The organism is Streptomyces sp. Qhu_M48 (assembly GCF_051305195.1).
Taxonomy (GTDB): Bacteria; Actinomycetota; Actinomycetes; order Streptomycetales; family Streptomycetaceae; genus Streptomyces.
On sequence record NZ_CP195432.1, the window covers coordinates 7,942,332 to 7,964,051 of the forward strand.

General features: G+C 72.6%; 18 protein-coding genes. 9 read left to right on the forward strand and 9 right to left on the reverse strand.

The genetic code is table 11. From position 1 onward, the window contains the following. The first annotated feature begins 5 nt into the window (after nucleotides 1-5). The 3 genes from ACRRSS_RS35860 to ACRRSS_RS35870 all read left to right on the forward strand — a co-directional run bounded on the left by ACRRSS_RS35860 (nucleotide 6) and on the right by ACRRSS_RS35870 (nucleotide 3,566). A complete protein-coding gene (locus ACRRSS_RS35860) occupies nucleotides 6-1,412 on the forward strand; it encodes a dihydrolipoamide acetyltransferase family protein (protein WP_435975515.1) in 1,407 nt (468 codons plus the stop codon). A gap of 199 nt (nucleotides 1,413-1,611) precedes the next feature. Further along, nucleotides 1,612-2,253 carry a GntR family transcriptional regulator gene (locus tag ACRRSS_RS35865; RefSeq protein WP_351894898.1) on the forward strand — a complete coding sequence of 214 codons (642 nt, stop codon included), beginning with the start codon at nucleotides 1,612-1,614 and terminating at the stop codon, nucleotides 2,251-2,253. After that, nucleotides 2,250-3,566, forward strand: coding sequence for an MFS transporter (locus ACRRSS_RS35870; RefSeq protein ID WP_435975108.1), 1,317 nt, complete (start codon nucleotides 2,250-2,252; stop codon nucleotides 3,564-3,566). Before ACRRSS_RS35865 ends, ACRRSS_RS35870 begins: the two co-directional genes overlap by 4 nt. 55 nt (nucleotides 3,567-3,621) lie before the next feature. Here the strand turns inward: ACRRSS_RS35870 and ACRRSS_RS35875 are convergent, their stop codons facing one another. After that, nucleotides 3,622-4,449: a maleylpyruvate isomerase family mycothiol-dependent enzyme gene (locus ACRRSS_RS35875; RefSeq protein ID WP_435975109.1), complete on the reverse strand. Its 828-nt coding sequence runs from the start codon at nucleotides 4,447-4,449 to the stop codon at nucleotides 3,622-3,624. Nucleotides 4,450-4,604: 155 nt separating this feature from the next. On the opposite strand from ACRRSS_RS35875, the gene ACRRSS_RS35880 reads away from it, so the two are divergent. After that, nucleotides 4,605-5,408 (forward strand): carbon-nitrogen family hydrolase, encoded by an 804-nt coding sequence (locus ACRRSS_RS35880; RefSeq protein ID WP_435975110.1) that lies wholly within the window; start codon nucleotides 4,605-4,607, stop codon nucleotides 5,406-5,408. A 102-nt stretch (nucleotides 5,409-5,510) separates the two neighbouring features. Here ACRRSS_RS35880 and ACRRSS_RS35885 read toward each other — a convergent pair whose 3' ends face one another. Both ACRRSS_RS35885 and ACRRSS_RS35890 read right to left on the reverse strand, forming a co-directional pair. Continuing rightward, the gene (locus ACRRSS_RS35885) at nucleotides 5,511-6,119 is read right to left on the reverse strand and encodes a hypothetical protein (protein ID WP_435975111.1); all 609 of its coding nucleotides are present in this window, start codon (nucleotides 6,117-6,119) and stop codon (nucleotides 5,511-5,513) included. Nucleotides 6,120-6,174: 55 nt separating this feature from the next. Beyond that, entirely contained in the window at nucleotides 6,175-7,743 is a 1,569-nt protein-coding gene (locus ACRRSS_RS35890) for a PLP-dependent aminotransferase family protein (protein ID WP_435975112.1), read from the reverse strand. A gap of 63 nt (nucleotides 7,744-7,806) precedes the next feature. Between ACRRSS_RS35890 and ACRRSS_RS35895 the strand changes: the two genes are divergently transcribed. Then, on the forward strand, nucleotides 7,807-9,009 hold the full coding sequence (locus tag ACRRSS_RS35895; RefSeq protein ID WP_435975113.1) for a trans-sulfuration enzyme family protein: 1,203 nt from the start codon (nucleotides 7,807-7,809) through the stop codon (nucleotides 9,007-9,009). Between the two features lie 16 nt (nucleotides 9,010-9,025). Here the strand turns inward: ACRRSS_RS35895 and ACRRSS_RS35900 are convergent, their stop codons facing one another. Next, complete coding sequence (locus ACRRSS_RS35900; protein ID WP_435975114.1) at nucleotides 9,026-9,517, reverse strand: LURP-one-related/scramblase family protein; 492 nt, start codon at nucleotides 9,515-9,517, stop codon at nucleotides 9,026-9,028. Between the two features lie 104 nt (nucleotides 9,518-9,621). Between ACRRSS_RS35900 and ACRRSS_RS35905 the strand changes: the two genes are divergently transcribed. Beyond that, nucleotides 9,622-11,430: an NHL domain-containing thioredoxin family protein gene (locus ACRRSS_RS35905; RefSeq protein ID WP_435975115.1), complete on the forward strand. Its 1,809-nt coding sequence runs from the start codon at nucleotides 9,622-9,624 to the stop codon at nucleotides 11,428-11,430. On the opposite strand, the gene ACRRSS_RS35910 is transcribed toward ACRRSS_RS35905, so the two are convergent. The 3 genes from ACRRSS_RS35910 to ACRRSS_RS35920 all read right to left on the reverse strand — a co-directional run bounded on the left by ACRRSS_RS35910 (nucleotide 11,427) and on the right by ACRRSS_RS35920 (nucleotide 15,158). Further along, complete coding sequence (locus ACRRSS_RS35910) at nucleotides 11,427-11,771, reverse strand: hypothetical protein (protein WP_435975116.1); 345 nt, start codon at nucleotides 11,769-11,771, stop codon at nucleotides 11,427-11,429. The genes ACRRSS_RS35905 and ACRRSS_RS35910 overlap by 4 nt on opposite strands. A gap of 60 nt (nucleotides 11,772-11,831) precedes the next feature. Further along, nucleotides 11,832-13,139 (reverse strand): M18 family aminopeptidase, encoded by a 1,308-nt coding sequence (locus ACRRSS_RS35915; protein ID WP_435975117.1) that lies wholly within the window; start codon nucleotides 13,137-13,139, stop codon nucleotides 11,832-11,834. 189 nt (nucleotides 13,140-13,328) lie between these two features. Next, the gene (locus ACRRSS_RS35920; protein ID WP_435975118.1) at nucleotides 13,329-15,158 is read right to left on the reverse strand and encodes an acyl-CoA dehydrogenase; all 1,830 of its coding nucleotides are present in this window, start codon (nucleotides 15,156-15,158) and stop codon (nucleotides 13,329-13,331) included. Nucleotides 15,159-15,506: 348 nt separating this feature from the next. Here ACRRSS_RS35920 and ACRRSS_RS35925 point away from each other — a divergent pair, with 348 nt between their 5' ends. The 3 genes from ACRRSS_RS35925 (at nucleotide 15,507) to ACRRSS_RS35935 (ending at nucleotide 18,397) form a co-directional block, all read left to right on the forward strand. Continuing rightward, entirely contained in the window at nucleotides 15,507-15,998 is a 492-nt protein-coding gene (locus tag ACRRSS_RS35925) for an SseB family protein (protein ID WP_435975119.1), read from the forward strand. A 115-nt stretch (nucleotides 15,999-16,113) separates the two neighbouring features. Further along, on the forward strand, nucleotides 16,114-17,076 hold the full coding sequence (locus ACRRSS_RS35930; protein WP_351894925.1) for a pirin family protein: 963 nt from the start codon (nucleotides 16,114-16,116) through the stop codon (nucleotides 17,074-17,076). Between the two features lie 235 nt (nucleotides 17,077-17,311). Then, entirely contained in the window at nucleotides 17,312-18,397 is a 1,086-nt protein-coding gene (locus ACRRSS_RS35935) for an AI-2E family transporter (RefSeq protein ID WP_435975120.1), read from the forward strand. A 19-nt stretch (nucleotides 18,398-18,416) separates the two neighbouring features. On the opposite strand, the gene ACRRSS_RS35940 is transcribed toward ACRRSS_RS35935, so the two are convergent. Together ACRRSS_RS35940 and ACRRSS_RS35945 are read right to left on the reverse strand one after the other, a co-directional pair. Then, nucleotides 18,417-19,232, reverse strand: a complete 816-nt coding sequence (locus ACRRSS_RS35940; RefSeq protein ID WP_435975121.1) for an MBL fold metallo-hydrolase — start codon at nucleotides 19,230-19,232, stop codon at nucleotides 18,417-18,419. Between the two features lie 112 nt (nucleotides 19,233-19,344). Beyond that, nucleotides 19,345-21,585: an ATP-binding SpoIIE family protein phosphatase gene (locus ACRRSS_RS35945; protein WP_435975122.1), complete on the reverse strand. Its 2,241-nt coding sequence runs from the start codon at nucleotides 21,583-21,585 to the stop codon at nucleotides 19,345-19,347. Nucleotides 21,586-21,720 lie beyond the last annotated feature (135 nt).

A 21,720-nucleotide genomic window follows, 5' to 3' on the forward strand; every position in this document is an offset into this window, starting at 1 on the left:
TCAAGATGCCCGACGTGGGCGAGGGCCTGACCGAGGCCGAGATCCTCAAGTGGTACGTCCAGCCCGGTGACACCGTCACCGACGGGCAGGTCGTGTGTGAGGTCGAGACGGCCAAGGCGGCCGTCGAGCTGCCGAGCCCCTTCGACGGCACGGTCCACGAGCTGCTCTTCCCCGAGGGGACGACGGTCGACGTCGGCCAGGTCATCATCTCGGTGAACGTCGGCGGCGCCGCCGACGAGGCCGAGGCCCCGGTGGCCCAGGCCGCCCCGGCGGCGGCTCCGGTCGTGGCGGCTCCGGCCGCCCCGGCGGACGAGGACGACGAGCCCAAGGGCCGTACGCCGGTCCTCGTCGGGTACGGCGTGGCCGCGACCTCCACCAAGCGCCGCCCGCGCAAGGCCCCGGCGGGCACCGCCCCGGCGGCTGTTCCGGCCGCCCCGGTCCTCGCCTCCGTACCGGAGCAGCTCAACGGGCACGCGCCGGCCGGTGCCCGGCCGCTGGCCAAGCCGCCGGTCCGGAAGCTCGCCAAGGACCTCGGCGTGGACCTCACGACGGTCACCCCGACCGGCCCGGACGGCATCATCACCCGGGAGGACGTCCACGCGGCGGCCGCTCCGGCGCCCGCACCGGCCGTCGAGACCCCGGCGCCCGTGGCGGCTCCCGCCCCGGTCGCGGCGCCCGCGCCCGTCGCGCAGGCTCTCGTGTCGGCCGACGCCCGGGAGACCCGTGTGCCCGTCAAGGGCGTACGGAAGGCCACGGCGGCGGCGATGGTCGGTTCGGCCTTCACCGCCCCGCACGTCACCGAGTTCGTGACCTTCGACATCACGCGCACGATGAAGCTGGTCGAGGAGCTCAAGTCCGACAAGGACATGGCGGGCCTGCGGGTCAACCCGCTGCTCCTCATCGCCAAGGCCGTCCTGGTCGCGGTCAAGCGCAACCCGGAGATCAACGCGGCCTGGGACGAGGCGGCACAGGAGATCGTCCTCAAGCACTACGTGAACCTGGGCATCGCCGCGGCCACCCCGCGCGGCCTGCTCGTGCCGAACATCAAGGACGCGCACGCGCAGACCCTGCCCGAGCTCTCGGCGTCGCTGAGCGAGCTGGTCTCGACCGCCCGCGAGGGGAAGACGACCCCGGCGGCGATGCAGGGCGGCACCTTCACCATCACCAACGTCGGCGTCTTCGGCGTCGACACCGGTACGCCCATCCTGAACCCCGGCGAGTCCGCGATCCTCGCGGTCGGTGCGATCAAGCTCCAGCCGTGGGTCCACAAGGGCAAGGTGAAGGCCCGCCAGGTCACGACGCTGGCCCTCTCCTTCGACCACCGTCTGGTCGACGGCGAGCTCGGCTCCAAGTTCCTGGCGGACGTCGCCGCGGTCCTGGAGCAGCCGAAGCGGTTCATCACCTGGGCGTAAGAGCAGCCGAAGCGGCTCATCACCCGGGCGTGAGAGCAGCCGAAGCGGCTCATCACCCGGGCGTAACGCCCGAGTCGCCACGTTTCACGTGAAACACCCGGCCGGGGGCACCCCCCCCGGCCGGGTGTCGCCGTATCCGCCGTGTTCCGCATCATGGACAGGGCTGCCCTTGCACCTTTGTTGTATCTAAGCTGTACGCATGCCCTCAGCACCCCCTGCCGCCGACCGCGTCTACATGCACGTCAAGCAGGCGGTGCTCGACCGCCGTTACGAAGGGGGCACCCTCCTCACCGAGGGAGAGCTCGCCCTGGCCGTGGGGGTGTCGCGGACCCCCGTCCGCGAGGCGCTGCTCAAGCTGGAGATGGAAGGGCTGCTCAAGCTCTACCCGAAGAAGGGCGCCCTCGTCCTCGCCGTCTCCGCGCAGGAGATCGCCGACGTCGTCGAAACCCGTCTGCTCGTCGAGGAGTTCGCCGTCCGCCGGGCCGTCCCCGCCCCCGCCTCCCTCATCGAGCGGCTCGAAGAGCTCCTGGAGGAGCAGAAGCGGCGGGCCGCGGCCGGCGACCTGGCGGAGGTCGCCGTCACCGACCGGTGCTTCCACGCCGAGATCGTGCAGCACGCCGGAAACCAGATCCTCTCCCGCCTCTACGACCAGCTCCGCGACCGGCAGCTGCGGATGGGCGTCGCCGTGATGCAGTCCCAGCCCGACCGCGTCGCCAAGAACATCACCGAGCACGCCGAGATCCTCGACCGCATAAGAGCCGGCGACACCGAGGGCGCCGCGCTCTGCGTGCGCCAGCACCTCAGCTGGGTCAAGGTCCTGGTCCGGGGTGAGGACCGGTGAGCGGCCGCAACGGATACGGCTCCGCCGTCACCCTCCCCGGAGACCCGCCCGGTGGTCGCCGCGCCGCCCTCGTCTGGGGCGTCGGCGTCGCCGTCTACTTCGTCGCCGTCATCTTCCGCACGTCCCTCGGCGTCGCCGGACTCGACGCCGCCGAGCGCTTCGACGTCAACGCCTCCGCGCTCTCCACCTTCTCCATACTCCAGCTGCTCGTCTACGCGGGCATGCAGATACCCGTCGGGCTCATGGTCGACCGGCTCGGCACCAAGAAGGTCCTCGTCCTCGGCGTCGTCCTGTTCACCCTCGGCCAGCTGGGCTTCGCGCTCTCCCCCTCGTACGGCACCGCGCTCGCCTCCCGCGCCCTCCTGGGCTGCGGCGACGCCATGACCTTCATCAGCGTCCTGCGGCTCGGCAGCCGCTGGTTCCCCGCCCGCCGCGGGCCGCTCATCGGCCAGGTCGCCGCCCTCTTCGGCATGGCCGGCAACCTCGTCTCCACCGTCTTCATCGCCCGCGCCCTGCACGGACTCGGCTGGACGACCACCTTCGTCGGCAGCTCCCTCGCGGGCGTCGTCGTCCTCGTCCTGCTGCTGTTCTTCCTCAAGGACCACCCCGAGGGGTACGAGCCCCAGCCGGCCACCCACGCGGGCGCCGCGTACGTACGCCGTCAGATCGCCGAGTCCTGGCGGGAACCCGGCACCCGGCTCGGCATGTGGGTGCACTTCACCACCCAGTTCCCCGCGATGGTCTTCCTGCTCCTGTGGGGTCTCCCGTACCTCGTCGAGGCGCAGGGCCTGTCCCGGTCGACCGCGGGGAGCCTGCTCACCCTGGTCGTCCTCTCGAACATGGTGGTCGGCCTCGCGTACGGGCAGATCATCGCCCGCCACCACACGGCGCGCGCCCCGCTCGCCCTCGGGACGGTCGCCGCGACCGCCCTGCTGTGGGCGACCACCCTGGCTTACCCCGGTGACCACGCGCCGATGTGGCTGCTCGTCACCCTCTGCCTGGTCCTCGGCGCCTGCGGACCGGCCTCGATGATCGGCTTCGACTTCGCCCGCCCGGCCAACCCGCCGGAGCGCCAGGGCACCGCCTCCGGCATCGTCAACATGGGAGGCTTCGTCGCCTCGATGACGACGCTGTTCGCCGTCGGCGTGCTGCTCGACGCGACCGGCGACAACTACCGGATCGCGTTCTCCTCCGTGTTCGTCCTGGAGGCCCTCGGGATCGTCCAGATTCTGCGCCTCAAGGCCCGCACCCACCGCAGGGAACGGGAACGGCTCGTCGCCAGCCGCGTGGAGGCCGTACACGTCCCCGTGTGAGGACCCGACGCGAAGGCCTCGGCCCGCACGGGCCCCGGCGAGGAGCCACCCGGCCTCAGCGGGGCGTCACCGCGAAGTTGTCGAGGATCGCCCGCGCCAGCTCCTCGTCGCCCTCCGTCTTGACCCGGTCGGCCACGTCGGCCGGCCGGACCCGGCCACAGGCCAGGCGCACGAAGGTCTCCCAGTCCGTCGCCAGCGTCACCGCCGGGCCGAGCGAGGGCGCGCCGTCTATCGAACCCCGGCCCTCCGCGTCGACCCGCACCGTCCGCAGGAACTCCACCGGGCCGCTGACGTCCACGACGACCGCCGAGGAGGCCGGCGCCCCCGCGTCCTTCGCGACCACCTTGGGCAGCGCTTCGAGGAGCACGTCCCGCGTCACGTGCGCGCCCGCCGAGTCCAGGTTGCCCGGCACGCCGAGCGCCGCCCGCAGGTCCTGCTCGTGCACCCAGACGTCGAAGGCGCGCATCCGGTAGGCGAGTTCCAGGGACTGCTCGGCGCCCAGGGGAGCGCGGATCAGATGCTCGGGGGATCGGTTCTCGTTACGGAGCTGCCGGGCCCGGCGGATCAGGATGTACTCCAGCTCCGAGGTCATCTCCGGCGCCGTGTGGTGCCGCCGCACATCGACCTGGACCTCCATGTACCGCGCGAAGTCGCTGCGTACGTGGTAGAGATCGCGCGGCAGGGAGTGAATCGGCCGCGGGTCGCCGAGCATCTCCGTCTCCATGCCGATCACATGGGAGACGATGTCCCGAACCGACCAGCCGGGGCACGGTGTCGGCCGGTTCCACTCGCCCTCCACGAGGGGCTGCACCAGCTCGGCTATCGCCTCGATGGAGTGGGTCCAGGCGTCGGCGTAGTTCTGCAGGCTGGGATGGACGGTCACGGGACCCCTCGGCGGTTCTTCGGTGCGCGGGCTGCAAACACGACTGGGTGGGAGGCTCGGACGCTAAGTTACGCTGCCCGAAGGCACCCCGGCAGTGCTTTCGTGTGACGATCGTAGGCCGGTGTTGACGGCTCGAATGCCAGGACGGTGGTAGTGTGCGCGCCTCGCTGATCCAGATCGCGGTAGACCCGGACGAACCGGTCGACGACCGTCGCGCCCGAGCGGCGCGCCTCGTCCGGGAGGAATCCGGCCGCGCCGACCTCGTCGTCCTGCCCGAACTGTGGACCGTCGGCGCCTTCGCGTCCGACCTCTTCGCCGCCGAGTCCGAGCCCCTCAACGGGCCCACCCACCGGGCGATGGCCGCCGCCGCCCGCGACGCCGGGGTCTGGCTGCACGCCGGCTCCTTCGTCGAGGCCGAGGGCGGCGCCCTCTACAACACCTCGCTCGTCCTCTCCCCCGACGGCGAACTCGCCGCCTCCTACCGCAAGATCCACCGCTTCGGCTTCGACAAGGGCGAGGCGGTGATGATGGCCGCCGGGGAGGACCTCGTCACCGTCGACCTGCCGCACCTCACCGTCGGCGTCGGCACCTGCTACGACCTGCGCTTCCCCGAACTCTTCCGCGGCCTCGTCGACGCGGGCGCCCAGGCCTTCGTCGTCCCGGCCGGCTGGCCAGCCCGCCGCCGCGCCCACTGGAGCCTGCTGGCCCGGGCCCGCGCCGTCGAGAACCAGGCGTACGTCCTCGCCTGCGGTACGGCGGGCACCCACGCGGGCGTCGAACAGGCCGGCCACTCGATCGTCGTCGACCCCTGGGGCGAGACCCTCGCCGAGGCGGGCCCGGACGAGGAGATCCTCCGGGCCGTCCTCGACCCGGAGAAGGTCACCACGACCCGCGAACAGTTCCCGGCCCTGAAGGACCGGGTCCTCGGCATCGCGCCCCCGGCGAGCCGGCGGGGCTGAGCCCGTCCGCCACGGTCGGCATCGCGGAGCCGGCCGCGCGCAGCCCGTCCGCCACGGTCGGCGTCGCGGAGCCGACGGCGCGCAGGCCGTCCGCCACGGGGGTCAGGAGTTGGCCTCCGCCCACAGCCGCGTGACCCGGGACAGGCCCGCGCGCACCGCCCCGCCCCGGGTGAGCGCCGCGCGGTCCACCCCCGCGAAGATCAGCGCCAGGGCCAGGTCGGCCCCGCCCGCCCGGCCCGCCACCCCGACGTCCAGCCGCCGCCGCTTCCCGCGCCCGGTACCGCGCACCGTGACGGTGACCCCCGGGTCCTCGGCGTCCGCCTCCCGGGCGAGCACCCAGGAGCGCCGGTCCAGGGCCCGGAGCCGGTACCGGTCGCCGCCGTACCTCAGGTGGAGTCCGCGCTGTCCGGCGGTGGCGCCGAAGCGGTTGCGGTTCATGGAGACCAGGGCGTCGCCGACGCGGAGGGTCGCCCGGTTCAGCGTCGGCAGCCGGATCACGTCCGTGTGGATGCCCCGCGCCTCGTACGAGACCGGCGGCACCGCTCCGCCCCGCAGCTCCGACACCACCACCTCCGGCACCGTCTGACGCAGCGGCGCCTCCACCGTGATCTCGCCGAACTCGGCCGACGTGCCGCGCCAGCCCGCCCGCCGCTCGTACTTCCTCCCCTCCTGCCAGGGGTGCAGCGAGAACGGTGTGACGGTGGTGTGCATGGCGCCCCCTGGGTCCCAGGCCGGAGCGGCCGGCCGGCTCCGACGTGTCGTCGCGTCAGACGACGATGGCATGGAGGGCCCCCGGGCCGTCCGCCGGGCCCGGCACGTACTCACCCCAGGCCGCGGCCAGTCGGCGGACCGCCTCCGTCAGCACCTCGGGCGGCGCGAGGAAATGGAGCCGGAGGTGACGGACGCTGCCGCCGAGGGCGTCGGTCGTCGAGCCCGGCAGGACGGCCACCCCGTGACGGAGGGCGAGCTGGGCGAAGGAGACGCCGTCGCCGTGGGGGAGCCGCACCCAGACGGTCTGCCCGCCGGTCGTCGGCGCGCACGACCAGGAGGGCAGCAACCGGGCGAGTTCGGCACGGAGATGGTCGTGGCCCGCGCGGACGGTCCGCAGACGGGCGGCCAGGACGGGCGCGAAGTCGCCGAGGAGACGGGCCGCGACCAGTTGGGACGGCACGTCGCACCCCAGGTCGTGCAGTGCCTTCAGCCGGGCGAGCCGGGCGACGAGGGGCGCCGGGCCCCGCACCCAGCCGATACGCAGGCCGCCCCACACGACCTTGCTGAGCGAGCCGACCGCGATCACGTCACCGTACGAGGAGAGCCCGCCGCCCCGCCCGCCGACGCCGGACTCCGGGGCCGCGAGGGCGCCACCGCCGCGCCCCGCCGCCGGAAACTCCGTCCCCGAGAGCCCCCCGCCGCCCCCGACCTCCGTTTCGAACCCCAGGTCCGCGAGCACCTCGTCGTCGACGAGCGGCACCCCCAGCGCGTTCGCCGCCTCGACCAGCCGGCGTCCCGCGAGCGGCGGCAGCACCGTCCCCGTCGGGTTCTGGAACCGCGCCACCACATAGGCGAGGGCCGGGCGATGACGCTCCATCACCCGCACCGCCTCCGCCACGTCGAGCCCGTCCGGGCCCACCGCCACCGGCAGCGGAACCGCCGCCGCCTCCCGGAAGAGGTCGAGCGCCCCCGGATACGTCGGCGCCTCCACCAGCACCCCGTCCCCCGGCGCGAGGAACAGCCGGGTGAGCAGCGAAAGCCCCTGCTGCGCGCCGGTGGTGACCAGGATCTGCCCCGGCCCGGTCGGCACCCCCCGCGCCGTGTACCGCTCCGCCACCGCCTCCCGCAGCGCCCCGAGCCCGGCCGGGTGGTAGCCCAGGTCCCCGACCGGCAGGACGAGCGTGCGGTACGCCTCCGTCAGCTCGGGCGGCGGCTGCGCCGGGGCCGCGCAGCTCAGCAGGATCACGTCGTCCGGCGCCTCCAGGAGATGCAGGAACAGCGGGTTCGACGTCTCCGTCACCCGGGGCGCCTCCGGTGCGAGCGCGGCCGGGGCGACCCTGGTCCCGCTGCCCTGCCGCCGTACCAGCCGCCCCTCCTGGCGCAGGGCGTCGTAGGCGGCGACCACCGTCGTACGGCCCACGGCCAGGGCCTTCGCCAGCCGCCGGTCCGGCGGCAGGAGCGTGCCCGGCGGCAGCGCCCCCTCGTCGACCAGACGGCGCAGCCGGGCCGCGAGCAGCAGGTACAGCGGTCCACGCCCGGCCGACCAGCGGCCGAGCCGGGAGACGAGGTCGTCCAGCGCCTCGGGGGCTTCGTGCGCGTCCGGCACCTGCTCGATTGGCTTCATCGCCGAACCAATCTGCCGTGATTGGACCTGGGAACGCAAACGGCCCGTCCACAGACTGAACCCATGAGCCACACGCCCTCCGCCGCGAACTCCCCCCGCCCCGAGACCCTCGCCGTCCACCCGCCGCAGGTCGAGGTCACGGGCAGCAGGCCCCTCGGCGTCCCGCTCCACCAGGGCCACGTCTTCGCCTTCGACTCCGCCGACGCCCTCGCCACCGCCTTCACCTCCGGGAACGCCTTCCTCTACGCCCGCCTCGGCAACCCCACCGTCCGCACCCTGGAGGACGCCGTCGCCCGCCTCGAAGGCGGCGCCGCCGGCCTCTCCTTCGCCTCCGGCATGGGCGCCGTGAACGCCGTCCTCCTCGGCCTCCTCGGCAGCGGCGACCACGTCATCGCCCAGACCTGCCTGTACGGCGGCACGTACGCGGTCCTCACCGACCTCGCCGACCGCTGGGGCGTCGACGTCACGTACGTCTCCGGCACCGACCCGGAGGAGGTGCGGGCCGCCCTGCGCCCCCAGACCCGGCTCCTCTACCTGGAGACCATCGCCAACCCGACCACCCGCGTCTCCGACCTGCCCGCGCTCGCCGCCGTCGCCGCCGAGGCCGGGGTCCCGGTCGCCGTCGACAACACCTTCGCCTCCCCGCTGCTCTGCCGGCCGCTGGAGCACGGCGCCGACGTCGTCATCCACTCCGCCACCAAGTACCTGGCCGGGCACGCGGACGTACTCGGGGGCGCCGCCGTCTTCAAGGACGACGAGCTGTTCCGCAGGGTCCGCCGTCACTCCGTCGAACAGGGCGCCTCCACCGACCCGTTCGCCGCGTGGCTCACCCTGCGCGGCATGCAGACCCTCTCCCTGCGCGTGGAGCGCCAGTGCGCGAGCGCCGCCGACCTGGCGGCCCGGCTCGCCGCGCACCCGGCGGTCGCGGCCGTGCGCCACCCGGCCCTGGCGAGCCACCCGGACCGGGAGATCGCCGCGCGGCTGCTGCCCCGGGGCGGCGGCGGGGTGGTCTCCGTCGACCTCGCGGGCGGCCGGGAGGCGGGCCGTACCTTCGTGGAGGCGGTGCGGCTCGCCTCCCTCAGCGTCTCCCTCGGCGACGTGAAGACCCTGGTGATGCACCCGGCCTCCACCTCCCACCACCAGCTCGACGAGGCGGCCCTGGCGGCGGCCGGGATCGGCCCGGGCACGGTCAGGATCTCGGTCGGCATCGAGCACGTCGAGGACCTGTGGGAGGACCTGGAGCAGGCGCTCCACAAGGCCGGCTAGGCACCGCCGTCCCGGGTCAGTCCTCCCTCTCCCGCTCGGCCATCCGGATCACGCACACCGCCACGGCCACGAGCAGCGCGGCGTCGGCGTCCTCCCGGACCACGTTCACCGCGTACGTCTCCCGCACGTGGAACCACTGGCGGGAGATGTGGGCCAGGAGCTCGCCCTCGTACTCGACGGTGAACTCCCGGTCCAGGATCCGGCCGCTGACGTCCAGCTCCGTCCCCTCGACGAGCGTCACCCGGTAGTGGTTGCGCAGCAGCGACAGACGCTTGCGGCGGACGGTCGCGAGCGGCCGCTCGTCCCGCTCGATCGTCATGGCGTCCCGCAGGCTGAGCATCTTCTGGCGCAGGGTGATCAACACCTGCCCTCCGGGGTCCTTCAGCTCCAGGGTGTCGCGCAGCCGCATGGCCTTGCCGTCGACGAGGAAGGCATGCCGACCCTGCTCGTCCTCGATCCAGTAGTCGTCACCGATCGCGAAGATCTTGTCCCGTACGAGATATTTCACACCGGTATGCCTGCCCCACGGGAAGCGCTTCTCACCTGCCGGGGCGAGTGAAGGAGCGGGGCCCCGTCCCGATCGCGGTCCGGCCGGGATGGCACCCTTGAAACATGAACGATGCCGCGCCCGCGACCCCCACCCGCCGCGCCCGTGTCCGTGCCCCCGAGCTGATCGGCAAGGGCGGCTGGCTGAACACGGGAGGAGACGACCTCACCCTCGCCGACCTGCGAGGAAAGATCGTTCTGCTCGATTTTTGGACCTTCTGCTGTGTGAACTGCCTGCACGTGCTCGACGAGCTGCGTGACCTGGAGGAGAAGCACCGGGACACGCTCGTCATCGTCGGTGTGCACTCGCCGAAGTTCGTGCACGAGGCCGAGCACCAGGCCGTCGTCGACGCCGTCGAGCGGTACGAGGTCCACCACCCCGTGCTGGACGACCCGGAGCTCGCGACCTGGAAGCAGTACGCCGTCCGCGCGTGGCCGACGCTCGTCGTCATCGATCCCGAGGGGTACATCGTCGCCCAGCACGCCGGTGAGGGGCACGCCAACGCGATCCGGACCCTCGTCGAGGAGCTGGAGGCCGAGCACGAGGCCAAGGGGACGCTGCGGCGCGGCGACGGGCCGTACGTGGCGCCCGAGCCCGTCGCCACCGACCTGCGCTTCCCCGGCAAGGCGATCCTGCTGCCCTCCGGGAACCTCCTGGTCTCCGACACCACCCGGCACCAGCTCGTCGAGCTCGCCGCCGACGGCGAGACCGTCGTGCGGCGCATCGGCGAAGGCGTCTTCCGGGAGCCGCAGGGCCTCGCCCGGCTGCCCGACGGCACGGTCGTCGTCGCCGACACCGTGAACCACTCGCTGCGCGTCCTCGACCCGGAGACCGGCGGCATCGAGCGGGTCGCAGGCACCGGGAAGCAGTGGTGGCAGGGATCCGCCACCTCCGGGCCCGCCCTGGAGGTCGACCTGTCCTCGCCGTGGGACGTCGCCTGGTGGCAGGGCAAGGTGTGGATCGCCATGGCCGGCGTCCACCAGCTGTGGACGTACGACCCGGTCACGCGGACCGTCGAGGTCGCGGCCGGCACCACCAACGAGGGGCTCGTCGACGGACCCGTCGCCGAGGCCTGGTTCGCGCAGCCGTCCGGGCTCGCCGCCACCGAGGACCGGCTGTGGATCGCCGACTCCGAGACCAGCGCCCTGCGCTGGATCGAGCGGGACGGCGAGGCGTACACCGTGCACACCGCCGTCGGCACCGGCCTCTTCGACTTCGGGCACCGTGACGGCGCCGCCGGCCAGGCGCTGCTCCAGCACCCGCTGGGCGTCACCGCCCTGCCCGACGGCTCGGTCGCCGTCAGCGACACGTACAACCACGCCCTGCGCCGCTACGACCCCGCCACCGGCGAGGTCAGCACCCTCGCCACCGACCTGCGCGAGCCCAGCGACGCGGTCCTCGTCGACGGCGACATCGTGGTCGTCGAGTCCGCCCGGCACCGGCTGACCCGGCTGCGCCTCCCCGAGGAGGCCGTCCAGGTCGAGGCGGTCGCCCACCGCACCAAGCGCGAGGCCACCGAGGTCGCCCCCGGCCGCCTCCGCCTGGACGTCGTCTTCCGGGCCCCGACCGGTCAGAAGCTGGACGACCGGTACGGCCCCTCGACCCGCCTCCTGGTCTCCTCCACCCCGCCCGAGCTGTTGCTCGGCGGCGAGGGCACGGGCACCGACCTCTTCCGTGAGCTCGACCTGAACCCGGAGCTCACCGAGGGCGTCCTGCACGTCTCGGCGATGGCCGCGTCCTGCGACGACGACCCGGCCAACGAGTACCCGGCCTGCCACGTCCACCAGCAGGACTGGGGCGTACCGGTGAAGATCACGGAAGCCGGAACGGGCCGCCTGCCGCTGATCCTCGCGGGCATGGACGAGACCGCCTAACGGACGATCCCCTGGTTCCTGGACGGACGCCCCGCGGCCCCGTCCAGGCACCCGGCCACCCACGCCGCCGGGTCGTGGGCGGCCCGGTCGCCGCCCCTCCCCTGCCGCTCCATGAGCGCGCACTCCCCGGCGAGCAGCGCCTTGGTGCGCGAGCCGTCCACGTCGTACCCGCGGATGCGGGAGGCCTGGACGAAGCCCCCCTCGTACGCGATGTCCGTGCCCCACGGGGGCCGTTCGTCGTACGCGCCGATCAGAACGCCCGCCGCCGCCGTGGCGAGCACGACGGCGACGGTGAGACCTGCGGCGAACTTCCCCCGGGAGGGGCCCTCGTGACGATGCATGGGACGAGCCTGCCGACCGGGGGCTTTCGCCGATGTTTCGCGGCCGGCGACCGCTCCGGCTCAGCCCTCCAGGAAGGCGACCAGCGCGTTGGCGAGGAGGTACGGGTCCTCCGCGCCGCACAGTTCGCGGGCGCTGTGCATGGAGAGGATCGCGACGCCGATGTCGACGGTGCTGATGCCGTGGCGGGCGGCGGTGATCGGGCCGATCGTGGTGCCGCAGGGCATGTCGTTGTTGGAGACGAACGACTGCCAGGGCACCCCCGCCTTCTCGCAGGCGGCGGCGAAGACCGCGCGGCCGCTGCCGTCGGTGGCGTACCGCTGGTTGACGTTCACCTTGAGGATCGGGCCGCCGTTGACGCGCGGGTGGTGCGTCGGGTCGTGGCGCTCCGCGTAGTTCGGGTGGACGGCGTGGCCGGTGTCGGAGGAGAGGCAGACGGTGCCGGCGAAGGCCCGCGCCCGGTCCTCGTAGGAGCCGCCGCGCGCGTACACCGAGCGCTCCAGGACGTTGCCGAGGAGGGGGCCCTGGGCTCCGGTGTCGGCCTCGGAGCCGTTCTCCTCGTGGTCGAAGGCGGCGAGGACCGGGATGTACGGGAGGTCGTCGCGGCCCGCGAGGGAGGCGAGCGCGGCGACGGCGGCGTGCACGGAGAGCAGGTTGTCCATGCGCGGGCCGGCCAGCAGTTCGCGGTCCCGGCCCAGGTAGGCGGGGGCCTCGACGGCGTGCACCATCAGGTCCCAGCCGGTCACGTCCTCGGCGTCGACCCCGGCCTCGGCGGCGACGAAGGAGATCAGGTCGCCCTCGTGTACCTTGCCGATGCCCCAGACGGGCTGCATGTGGCGCTGCCGCTCCAGCTTCAGGCCGTCGTTGGCCCCCCGGTCGAGGTGGATGGCGAGCTGCGGGACGCGCAGCAGCGGCCGGTCCACGTTGACGAGGTGGTGGCTGCCGTCGCGCAGGGTGAGGCGCCCGGCGAGGCCGAGGTCGCGGTCGAGCCACGTGTTGAGGAGGGTGCCGCCGTAGACCTCCACGGCCACCTGCCGCCAGCCGTGCGCGCCCATGTCGGGCCGCGGCTTCACGCGCAGGTTGGGGGAGTCGGTGTGGGCGCCGACGATGCGGTACGGGGTGTGGGCGGCGGCGTCCTCCGGCACGTACCAGGCGATGATCGCGCCGCCGCGGATCACGTACTTCCCGCCGCTCGTCCCGTCCCAGGCCGCGGTCTCCTCGACCCGGCGGAAACCGGCCTTCTCAAGGCGTGAGGCGGCGCTCGCGACCGCGTGGTACGGCGAGGGCGAGGCCGTCAGGAAGGCCATGAGGTCGTCGGTGTGTCCGCGGTCGAAGGGGCCGGCGGTGGGACGGGAAGCTGCGCTGCTCATGGGTTCCACCTTACGCAGGGACCGGAATACGAATACGGGGCCCCGCAAAAGGAACGGGCGGCTCAAGCACGGTCGGCCCTGTCCCCCCGACTCCAGCGCCCCGGAGGGGAAGGAGCCCCGAAAAAATACAGAACGGCCCGCCCCCCTCCCCGGGGACGGGCCGTTCCTTGCATGGCCGAGAGGCGTTCCTTAGAACGCGGCCTCGTCCAGGTCCATGAGCGAGCCGTCGACGGCCTCGGCGAGGGCGCGCTCGGCGGTGACGTTGGGCAGGATGTTGGCGGCGAAGAACTTCGCGGCCGCGATCTTGCCCTGGTAGAAGGCGACATCCTTGCCCGTGGCGCCCGCGGCCAGCTTCTCGGCGGCGACGGCCGCGCCCTTGAGGAGCAGGTAGCCGACGACGACGTCGCCGGAGGCGAGCAGCAGGCGGGTGGTGTTGAGGCCGACCTTGTAGATGTTCCTGACGTCCTCGCCGGTGGCGGTGAGGTCGGTGATCATCGTGCCGACGATGCCTTCGAGGTCGACGGCGGCCTTGGCGAGCGCGTCGCGGGCGCCGGCCAGCTCCTCGCCGCCGGTGCCGACCGCGAGGAACTTCTTGATCTCCTCGGAGAGCGTGTTCAGGGCGGCGCCCTGGTCACGGACGATCTTGCGGAAGAAGAAGTCCTGGCCCTGGATGGCCGTGGTGCCCTCGTAGAGGGTGTCGATCTTGGCGTCGCGGATGTACTGCTCGATCGGGTACTCCTGGAGGAAGCCCGAGCCGCCGAAGGTCTGGAGCGACTGCGCGAGCTGCTCGTAGCCCTTCTCGGAGCCGTAGCCCTTGACGATCGGCAGCAGCAGGTCGTTCAGGCCGTGCAGCGCCTTGGCGTCCTCGCCGGCCGACGCCTTGATCGCGATCTCGTCCTGCACGGAGGCCGTGTAGAGGACGAGGCTGCGCATGCCCTCCGCGTACGCCTTCTGCGTCATCAGCGAGCGGCGGACGTCGGGGTGGTGCGTGATGGTGACCTTGGGGGCGGCCTTGTCCATGAAGTTGGCCAGGTCGGTGCCCTGGACGCGCTCCTTGGCGTACTCCAGGGCGTTGAGGTAGCCGGTGGAGAGGGTGGAGATCGCCTTCGTGCCGACCATCATGCGGGCGAACTCGATGATGAGGAACATCTGGCGGATGCCGTCGTGCTTGTCGCCGATCAGCCAGCCCTTGGCGGGGTGCTGGTCGCCGAAGGTCATCTCGCACGTGTTGGAGGCCTTGAGGCCCATCTTGTGCTCGACGTTGGTGGCGTAGACGCCGTTGCGGGCGCCCAGCTCGCCGGTCTCCCAGTCGAACTCGTACTTCGGGACGAGGAAGAGGGAGAGGCCCTTGGTGCCGGGGCCGGCACCCTCGGGGCGGGCGAGGACGTAGTGGAGGATGTTCTCCTCCATGTCGTGCTCACCGGACGTGATGAAGCGCTTCACGCCCTCGATGTGCCAGGAGCCGTCCTCCTGCTGCGTGGCCTTGGTGCGGCCGGCGCCGACGTCCGAACCGGCGTCGGGCTCGGTCAGGACCATCGTGGAGCCCCAGCGGCGCTCGACGGCGATCTGCGCGGCCTTCTTCTGCGCCTCGTTGCCCTCGGTGTAGAGGATGCCGGCGAACGCCGGGCCGGAGGAGTACATCCAGATGGCCGGGTTCGAGCCGAGGAGCAGCTCCGCGTACGCCCAGATCAGGGAGCGCGGGGAGACGGTGCCGCCGATGCCCTCGGGGATGCCGAGGCGCCAGTACTCGGACTCCATGAAGGCGTTGTACGACTTCTTGAAGCTGGCCGGGACCGGGGCGGTGTTGGTCTCCGGGTCGAAGACCGGCGGGTTGCGGTCGGCGTCGGCGAAGGACTCCGCGAGCTCGTTCTCGGCGAGGCGGCGGATCTCGTCGAGGATGCTCTTGGCGGTCTCGACGTCCATCTCCTCGAACGGACCGGTGCCGTACACCTTGTCGCGGCCGAGCACCTCGAAGAGGTTGAACTCGATGTCGCGGAGATTCGACTTGTAGTGCCCCATGGCGACGGCTCCGTAAGGCTCGGGGAGGCGGATGTCCTGATACGCGAAGGTGTCGGCACTCGTACTACCAGTGAGTAGCCCACGCTTCTCTACGATGATGCTACCCGTGGGTAATAAGGGCAACCCCTACCGGGCCATCTGTGACACGAGCCGCAGGAAAAGGGCCCGGGGCATGTGCCCCTGGCGGCCCGTGTCCCGGGAATCCGGCCACCCGTGGTCCCGGCCGTCGGCCGTTCGTGGTCCCGGGATTCGGCCGTCCGCGGTTCCGGCGTTCGGCCGTTCGTGGTCCCGGGATTCGGCCGTCCGTGGGCAGTGCTGCCGGAGTCGGTGGGTCGATAGGCTGGCCCCATGTACGGCTACGAGCAGAATCCGGGTGCGCAGCAGCAGTACGCCCCGCCGCAGCAGGGCGGTATGCAGGGCGGTATGCAAGGGGGGATGCAGGGCGGCTACGGGCAGCAGCCCCCGCTCTACCCCGAGCCCTCGCCGCCCTCCCTCGCCGACGCCGTACGCGCCTTCACGACGGGCACGCTCGCGCCCGAGGACTTCCAGCAGATCTTCGCGACCTCCAAGGTCTACTGCCCGCGTGGCGACAACCCCGGCTTCCTGGCCCTGCACAACACCCAGCAGCCGGTCATCCCGATGTTCACCTCGCTCAAGGAGCTGCGGCGGTACGCGGGCAAGGAGTCGAAGTACTTCGTGATCACCGGCGCCGAGGTGATCGACCTGCTGCCGACCGGCTACGGCTTCGTCCTCGACATGGAGGGGGACCACCGCATGGTCTTCGACGCGAAGGCCGTGGAGCAGATGGTCGACTTCGCCATGCGGCGGATGTACGGCTGACGCAGGCTGGAGGAGTGTGGGAGAACGCCCGGGAGGAATTCCTCCCGGGCGTTCCGTGTTCTGGGTGGCAGAAAGTTCATCGTTCAACTAAACTGGTCGCACAAGGAGGCCCACCATGCCCGCTGTGACTGTCGAGAACCCGCTCACCCTGCCGCGCGTCGCCGCCCCCGCCGACGCCGTCTCCCGCCCCGTCCTGGCCGTGACCACGGCCCCCCAGGGCTTCGAGGGCGAGGGCTTCCCGGTGCGCCGCGCGTTCGCCGGGATCAACTACCAGTACCTCGACCCGTTCATCATGATGGACCAGATGGGTGAGGTGGAGTACGCGCCCGGAGAGCCCAAGGGCACGCCCTGGCACCCCCACCGAGGCTTCGAGACCGTCACCTACATCGTCGACGGGGTCTTCGACCACCAGGACTCCAACGGTGGCGGCGGCACCATCACCAACGGCGACACCCAGTGGATGACGGCCGGCGCGGGCCTCCTCCACATCGAGGCCCCGCCGGAGTCCCTCGTCGTCAGCGGCGGCCTCTTCCACGGCCTCCAGCTGTGGGTGAACCTGCCCGCCGCCGACAAGATGATGGCCCCCCGCTACCAGGACATCCGCGGCGGCCAGGTCCAGCTGCTCACCTCCCCCGACGGCGGCGCGCTGCTCCGCGTCATCGCGGGCGAGCTCGACGGCCACGACGGGCCGGGCATCACCCACACCCCCATCACGATGATCCACGCGACCCTGCGACCCGGCGCCGAGATCAGCCTGCCGTGGCGCGAGGACTTCAACGGCCTCGCGTACGTCATGGCCGGCCGCGGCACCGTCGGCGCGGAGCGGCGGCCCGTGCACCTGGGCCAGACCGCCGTCTTCGGCAAGGGCGGCGCGCTCACCGTCCGCGCCGACGAGAAGCAGGACGGGAACACCCCCGACCTGGAGGTCGTCCTCCTCGGCGGCCGGCCGATCCGCGAGCCGATGGCCCACTACGGCCCGTTCGTCATGAACACCCAGGCCGAACTGCGCCAGGCCTTCGAGGACTTCCAGGCGGGCCGTCTCGGGACGATCCCGGCGGTCCACGGGATGGGCGAGTGACGACGGACACGGTGAGCGCGTAGCGGCGGACGCCGTGGACGTGTGACGGCGGACGCCGTACGGGGCCGGGCACCATGCCCGGCCCCGTACGCGTACCCGGCCCCGTACGCGTGTCCGTGTCCGGAGTGCACGACATGCGCGTCCCCACGGCCCCGTACGAGCGGTGCTGACGCCCCGTCACCCGTACGGTCGTCAGCGCGCGACGACACGCCGAGGAGCGTGGTCCGGTGGTCACGTGCAGACGACCCGAGCGCTCCTTCCCGAACCCGCCCGCCGGGTCGCCGCCTGGTGTGCCGTCCTGCTGCTCGCCGCCGGGGTCGCGGCCGTCGGGATCTGGCTCTGCGTCGTCTTCAAGACCGTCGTCACCCCCGTCCTGCTCGCGATCCTCGGCACCGCCCTCCTCGGGCCGCTCCACCGCCGGCTCCAGCGGATGAAGGTCCGGAAGTCGCTCGCCGCCGCCCTCACCGTCGTCGCCGTCCTCGCGGTCGTCGGCGGCGCCACGTACATCGTCGTGCTCGCGCTCATCGAGACCGGCGACCAGATCGTCGCCTCGCTGCGCCAGGCCGCCGGCGACATCGCGAAGCACTTCGGCGCGGCCGGGACCTCACTCGACGACCTCGCCGCGAACGCCGAGGGCCTCCTCAAACGCTTCGGCGGGACCGCCGCCTCCGGAGTGATCACCGGGATCAGCGTCGTCGGCGAGGTGATCGCCACCGCCGTCCTCGCCCTGATCCTCATCTTCTTCTTCCTGCGGGACTCCGACCGGGCCGCCGGCGCCCTGCGCACGCTCGCCCCCGGCGACACCGGCGACACCGTGGAGGGAATGGCGCGACGCGCCTTCCGGGCCGTCGAGGGATACATGCGCGGCACCACCTTCGTCGCCCTCGTCGACGCGGTCCTCATCGGCGTCGGACTGCTCGTCCTGGAGGTGCCCGGCGCCGTCGGGCTCGCCGCGCTCGTCTTCGTCACGGCCTACATCCCGTACCTCGGCGCCTTCCTCTCCGGCGCGGTCGCCGTCCTCGTCGCCCTCGCCGACCGGGGGTTCGTCATCGCCCTGTGGGTCCTCGGCATCGTCCTGGCCGTACAGGTCCTCGAAGGCAACGTCCTCCAGCCGCTCGTCCAGAGCCGCACCGTGCAGATGCACCCGGCCGCGGTCCTGCTGGCCATCACGGCCGGGGCGTCCGTCGCGGGCATTCTGGGCATGCTGCTCGCGGTGCCCCTGACCGCCGCCGCGACCGGGGTCCTGGTCGAGCTGCGCGCCCGGTACGGGGCACCGCGCGGGGAACCGGAACCGCGGCCGGGTCCGGGGGCGAGCGGCTAGAAGACCTCTTCTCCCCCCGTCAGGCCGGGGTCAGACCGCCCGGCTCGAAGGAGGCCAGGAGCTGCTCCAGGGCCGCCTGGTCGGGTCCCACGAACGGGTCGGAGTCCGGGGCCGACGCGATCGTCTCCAGCATCCGGTCCGTCATCCGCACGGCGGGCGGCAGATGCGTGCACAGCACGATCTCCGGGTTCATCTCCCGCAGCGGCGCGATGGTCGCCCGGTACTTCTCCGCGTCCACCAGGTGCACCCACGGGCTGTCGATCGTCGCCCAGAGCAGCTGGGCCGCGCGCAGGTCCTCCGGCTTGAGGTCGCTCGCGTGCCCGCTCTCCGCGATCTCGGCGCTCGGCATGGGCCCGCCGAAGCAGTCGGAGCTGAAGCAGATCCGGGTCCGGTCGTCGTAGAAGCCGACGGTGGAGGGGTTGTCGAAGAGGGGCGGCCGGAAGGCGTGCAACGCCCGGTCACCGACGTCGAGGGACTCGCCGGGGTTGAGGAAGTACACCCGGTCCATCGGCAGTGGCCGTTCGGTCGACATGATCCCGCAGCCGAGGAACGTCGTGACCACGCGCGCGTGCGGGGCGGCGTCGAGGAGGTCGAAGATGCCGCCGGTGTGGTCGCGGTCGGGGTGCGTGAGCCAGATCCAGCGCACGTCGGCCGGGTCGACGACCTCACCGAGCGCCTCGACGAAATCGCGGTCGGGGAGGGAGAGACCGGTGTCGACGACGACGGGCTCGGTGGCGGTGACGACGTAGGCGTTGGCGGGCAGGTGCCCGATCCCCGCTACGTCGAGGCTGTCGGCCAGCACGGTGGTGTCGCTGCCGACCTTGTGGGTGTCCATGGCGCGCTCCCAGGTCCCCCTGGCGGCCGTACGACACCAGTCTGCGCCCGAAGGAGGGCCCGCGCCCATCGGGCCGCACCCCCCGGGCCGCGCCCACCGGGCCGCTTCAGGACTACCCGAAGCGGCTGCCGACCCCGCTGCCGACCCCGGTGCCAGTCCCGGTCCCGGTCCCAGTCCCAGTGGCAGTGCCAGCGTCAGTCACAGTCCCGGTCCCGGTCCCGGTGCCAGTCCCGGTCCCGCCGTCCGTGCCCTCCGACCTCGGTTCGTTCAGTTCGAACCAGATCGCCTTGCCCTCGCCGCGCGGGTCCACCCCCCACGCGTCCGCCAGCATCTCCATCAGGACCAGGCCGCGGCCGCTCGACGCCATCTCGCCCGGGTGGCGTCTGTGCGGCAGTTCGTCGCTGTTGTCGGAGACCTCGACGCGCAGCCGCCGCGACTTCTCGCCGCAGGCGACCTCCGCGACGAGGAGCGCGTCGCCGTCCGTGTGGACGAGGACGTTGGTGACCATCTCGGAGACCATGAGGACCGCCGAGTCGAGCTGGTCCCCGTCCGCCCAGTCGTGCAGCAGCTGCCGTACCTGCTCGCGCGCCTCCGCGATCCGTTCCGGCTCCGCCTGGGCGATCGTCATCAGCGTGCGGCGCGGGGCCTCGGACCTCCCGCCGGCGGGCCGGCGGGAGAGCAGCAGGACGGCGATGTCGTCCTCGCGGCGGTCGGCGAGCGGTCCGGTCGTGTGGTGGGAGCCGGGCCCGTGGACGGCCTCCACGAGCGTGTCGGCGAGCTGCTCCAGGTCCTCGCCGTCGTGGGACTCCAGGAGCTTCCTGACCCGCTCCCAGCCGGTGTCGAGGTCGTGCCCGCCGGTCTCCAGGAGGCCGTCGGTGCAGATCATCAGGGTCTCGCCGGGTTCGAGGGTGAGCCGGGTGGTGGGGTAGTCGGTGTCGGGGTCGATGCCGAGCGGGAGGCCACCGGCGGTGGGCCGGAGGAGAACCGTTCCGTCGTTCATCCGCACCGCCGGGTCCGGATGCCCGGCCCGCGCGATGTCGACCGTCCCCGTCTCCAGGTCGACCTCCAGGTAGAGGCAGGTGGCGAAGCGCGGACCGGCCTCGCCCTCCCCGTCGTCGCCGTCGGTGATCCCGTACAGGAAGCGGGAGGCGCGGGAGAGGACCGCGTCCGGCCGGTGGCCCTCGGAGGCGTACGCGCGCAGGGCGATCCGCAGCTGCCCCATGAGCCCCGCCGCCCGCACGTCGTGGCCCTGGACGTCGCCGATGACGAGGGCGATGCGTCCGGAGCCGCGCCCGCCGGTGCGGGTGGTGCCGCCGGGCAGCCGGATCATGTCGTACCAGTCGCCGCCGACCTGGAGCCCGCCGCCGGTCGGCACGTACCGGGCGGCGACCTGGATGCCGGGGATGCCGGGCCCGAGGACCGGCATCATCGTCCGCTGGAGTCCGAGCGACAGTTCCCGCTCGGACTCGGCCACGCCCGCGCGTGCGAGGGCCTGCGCGAGCATCCGCGCCACCGTGGTGAGCACCGAACGCTCGTCGGGCGTGAACGCCACCGGGTGTTTGAAGGCCGCCATCCAGGCCCCCATGGTGCGGCCGGCGACGACCAGCGGCACGAAGGCCCAGGAGCGGCGCCCGAAGCGCTGCGCGAGCGGCCAGGTCATGGGGAAGCGGCGCAGGTACTCGTCCGGTGTCGGCAGGTAGATCGCCCGGCCGGTGCGGGCGGCCTCGGCCGCCGGGTAGTCGGTGTCGAGAGACATCGACGAGAACGGCCCCTCGTCGCCCTCGCTGTGCCCGTGGTGGCCGATGACGGTGAGCCGGTCGCCCGCCACGCCGAAGACCGCGAGCCCGTCCGGCGAGAAGCCCGGCATCGACAGCGAGGCGGCCACCCGCAGCACCTCGGCCGTCGACCGCGCCTCCGCGAGCGCCCGCCCCGCGTCCAGCAGGAACGCCTCGCGGGAGCGGCGCCAGTCACCTGTGATGGGGGTGCGGGCGGCGGTCCCCGGCTGCTGCTCGGCGACTTCCTGGAGCGTGCCGACGAGCTGGTAGTCGTCGCCCTGGATGAGGGGCTTGGAACGGCTGCGTACGGTACGGATCACCCGGCCGTGGCCGTCCATGATCCGCAGCCGGGCCTCGGCGAGGGTCCCCTCGGCGACGGCGAGGTTCACGACCCCGTCGATCTCGTTCCAGTCGACCGGATGAAAACGGGAGCGCACGGCCGCCTCGGTCAGCCGTACGGGCTCGGCGGGCAGCCCGAGCAGCCGGGCGGCCTCGGCGTCGAGCGAGACGATCCCGGACGCGTTGTCCCAGCGCCACAGGCCGGTCGCGATCGCGGCCAGGACGTCCTCGGTGCGCATTGCCCCACTTTATGAATATCGGACAGCAGATCGCCACCGAGAGTATTCGAAAAGCGATCTTGGCCCGGCCGGTACTCTGGGTGGGTCTGCCCGCGTGTCCTGTGACATCCGTGACAGGGGCCACCGGGCGGCGGC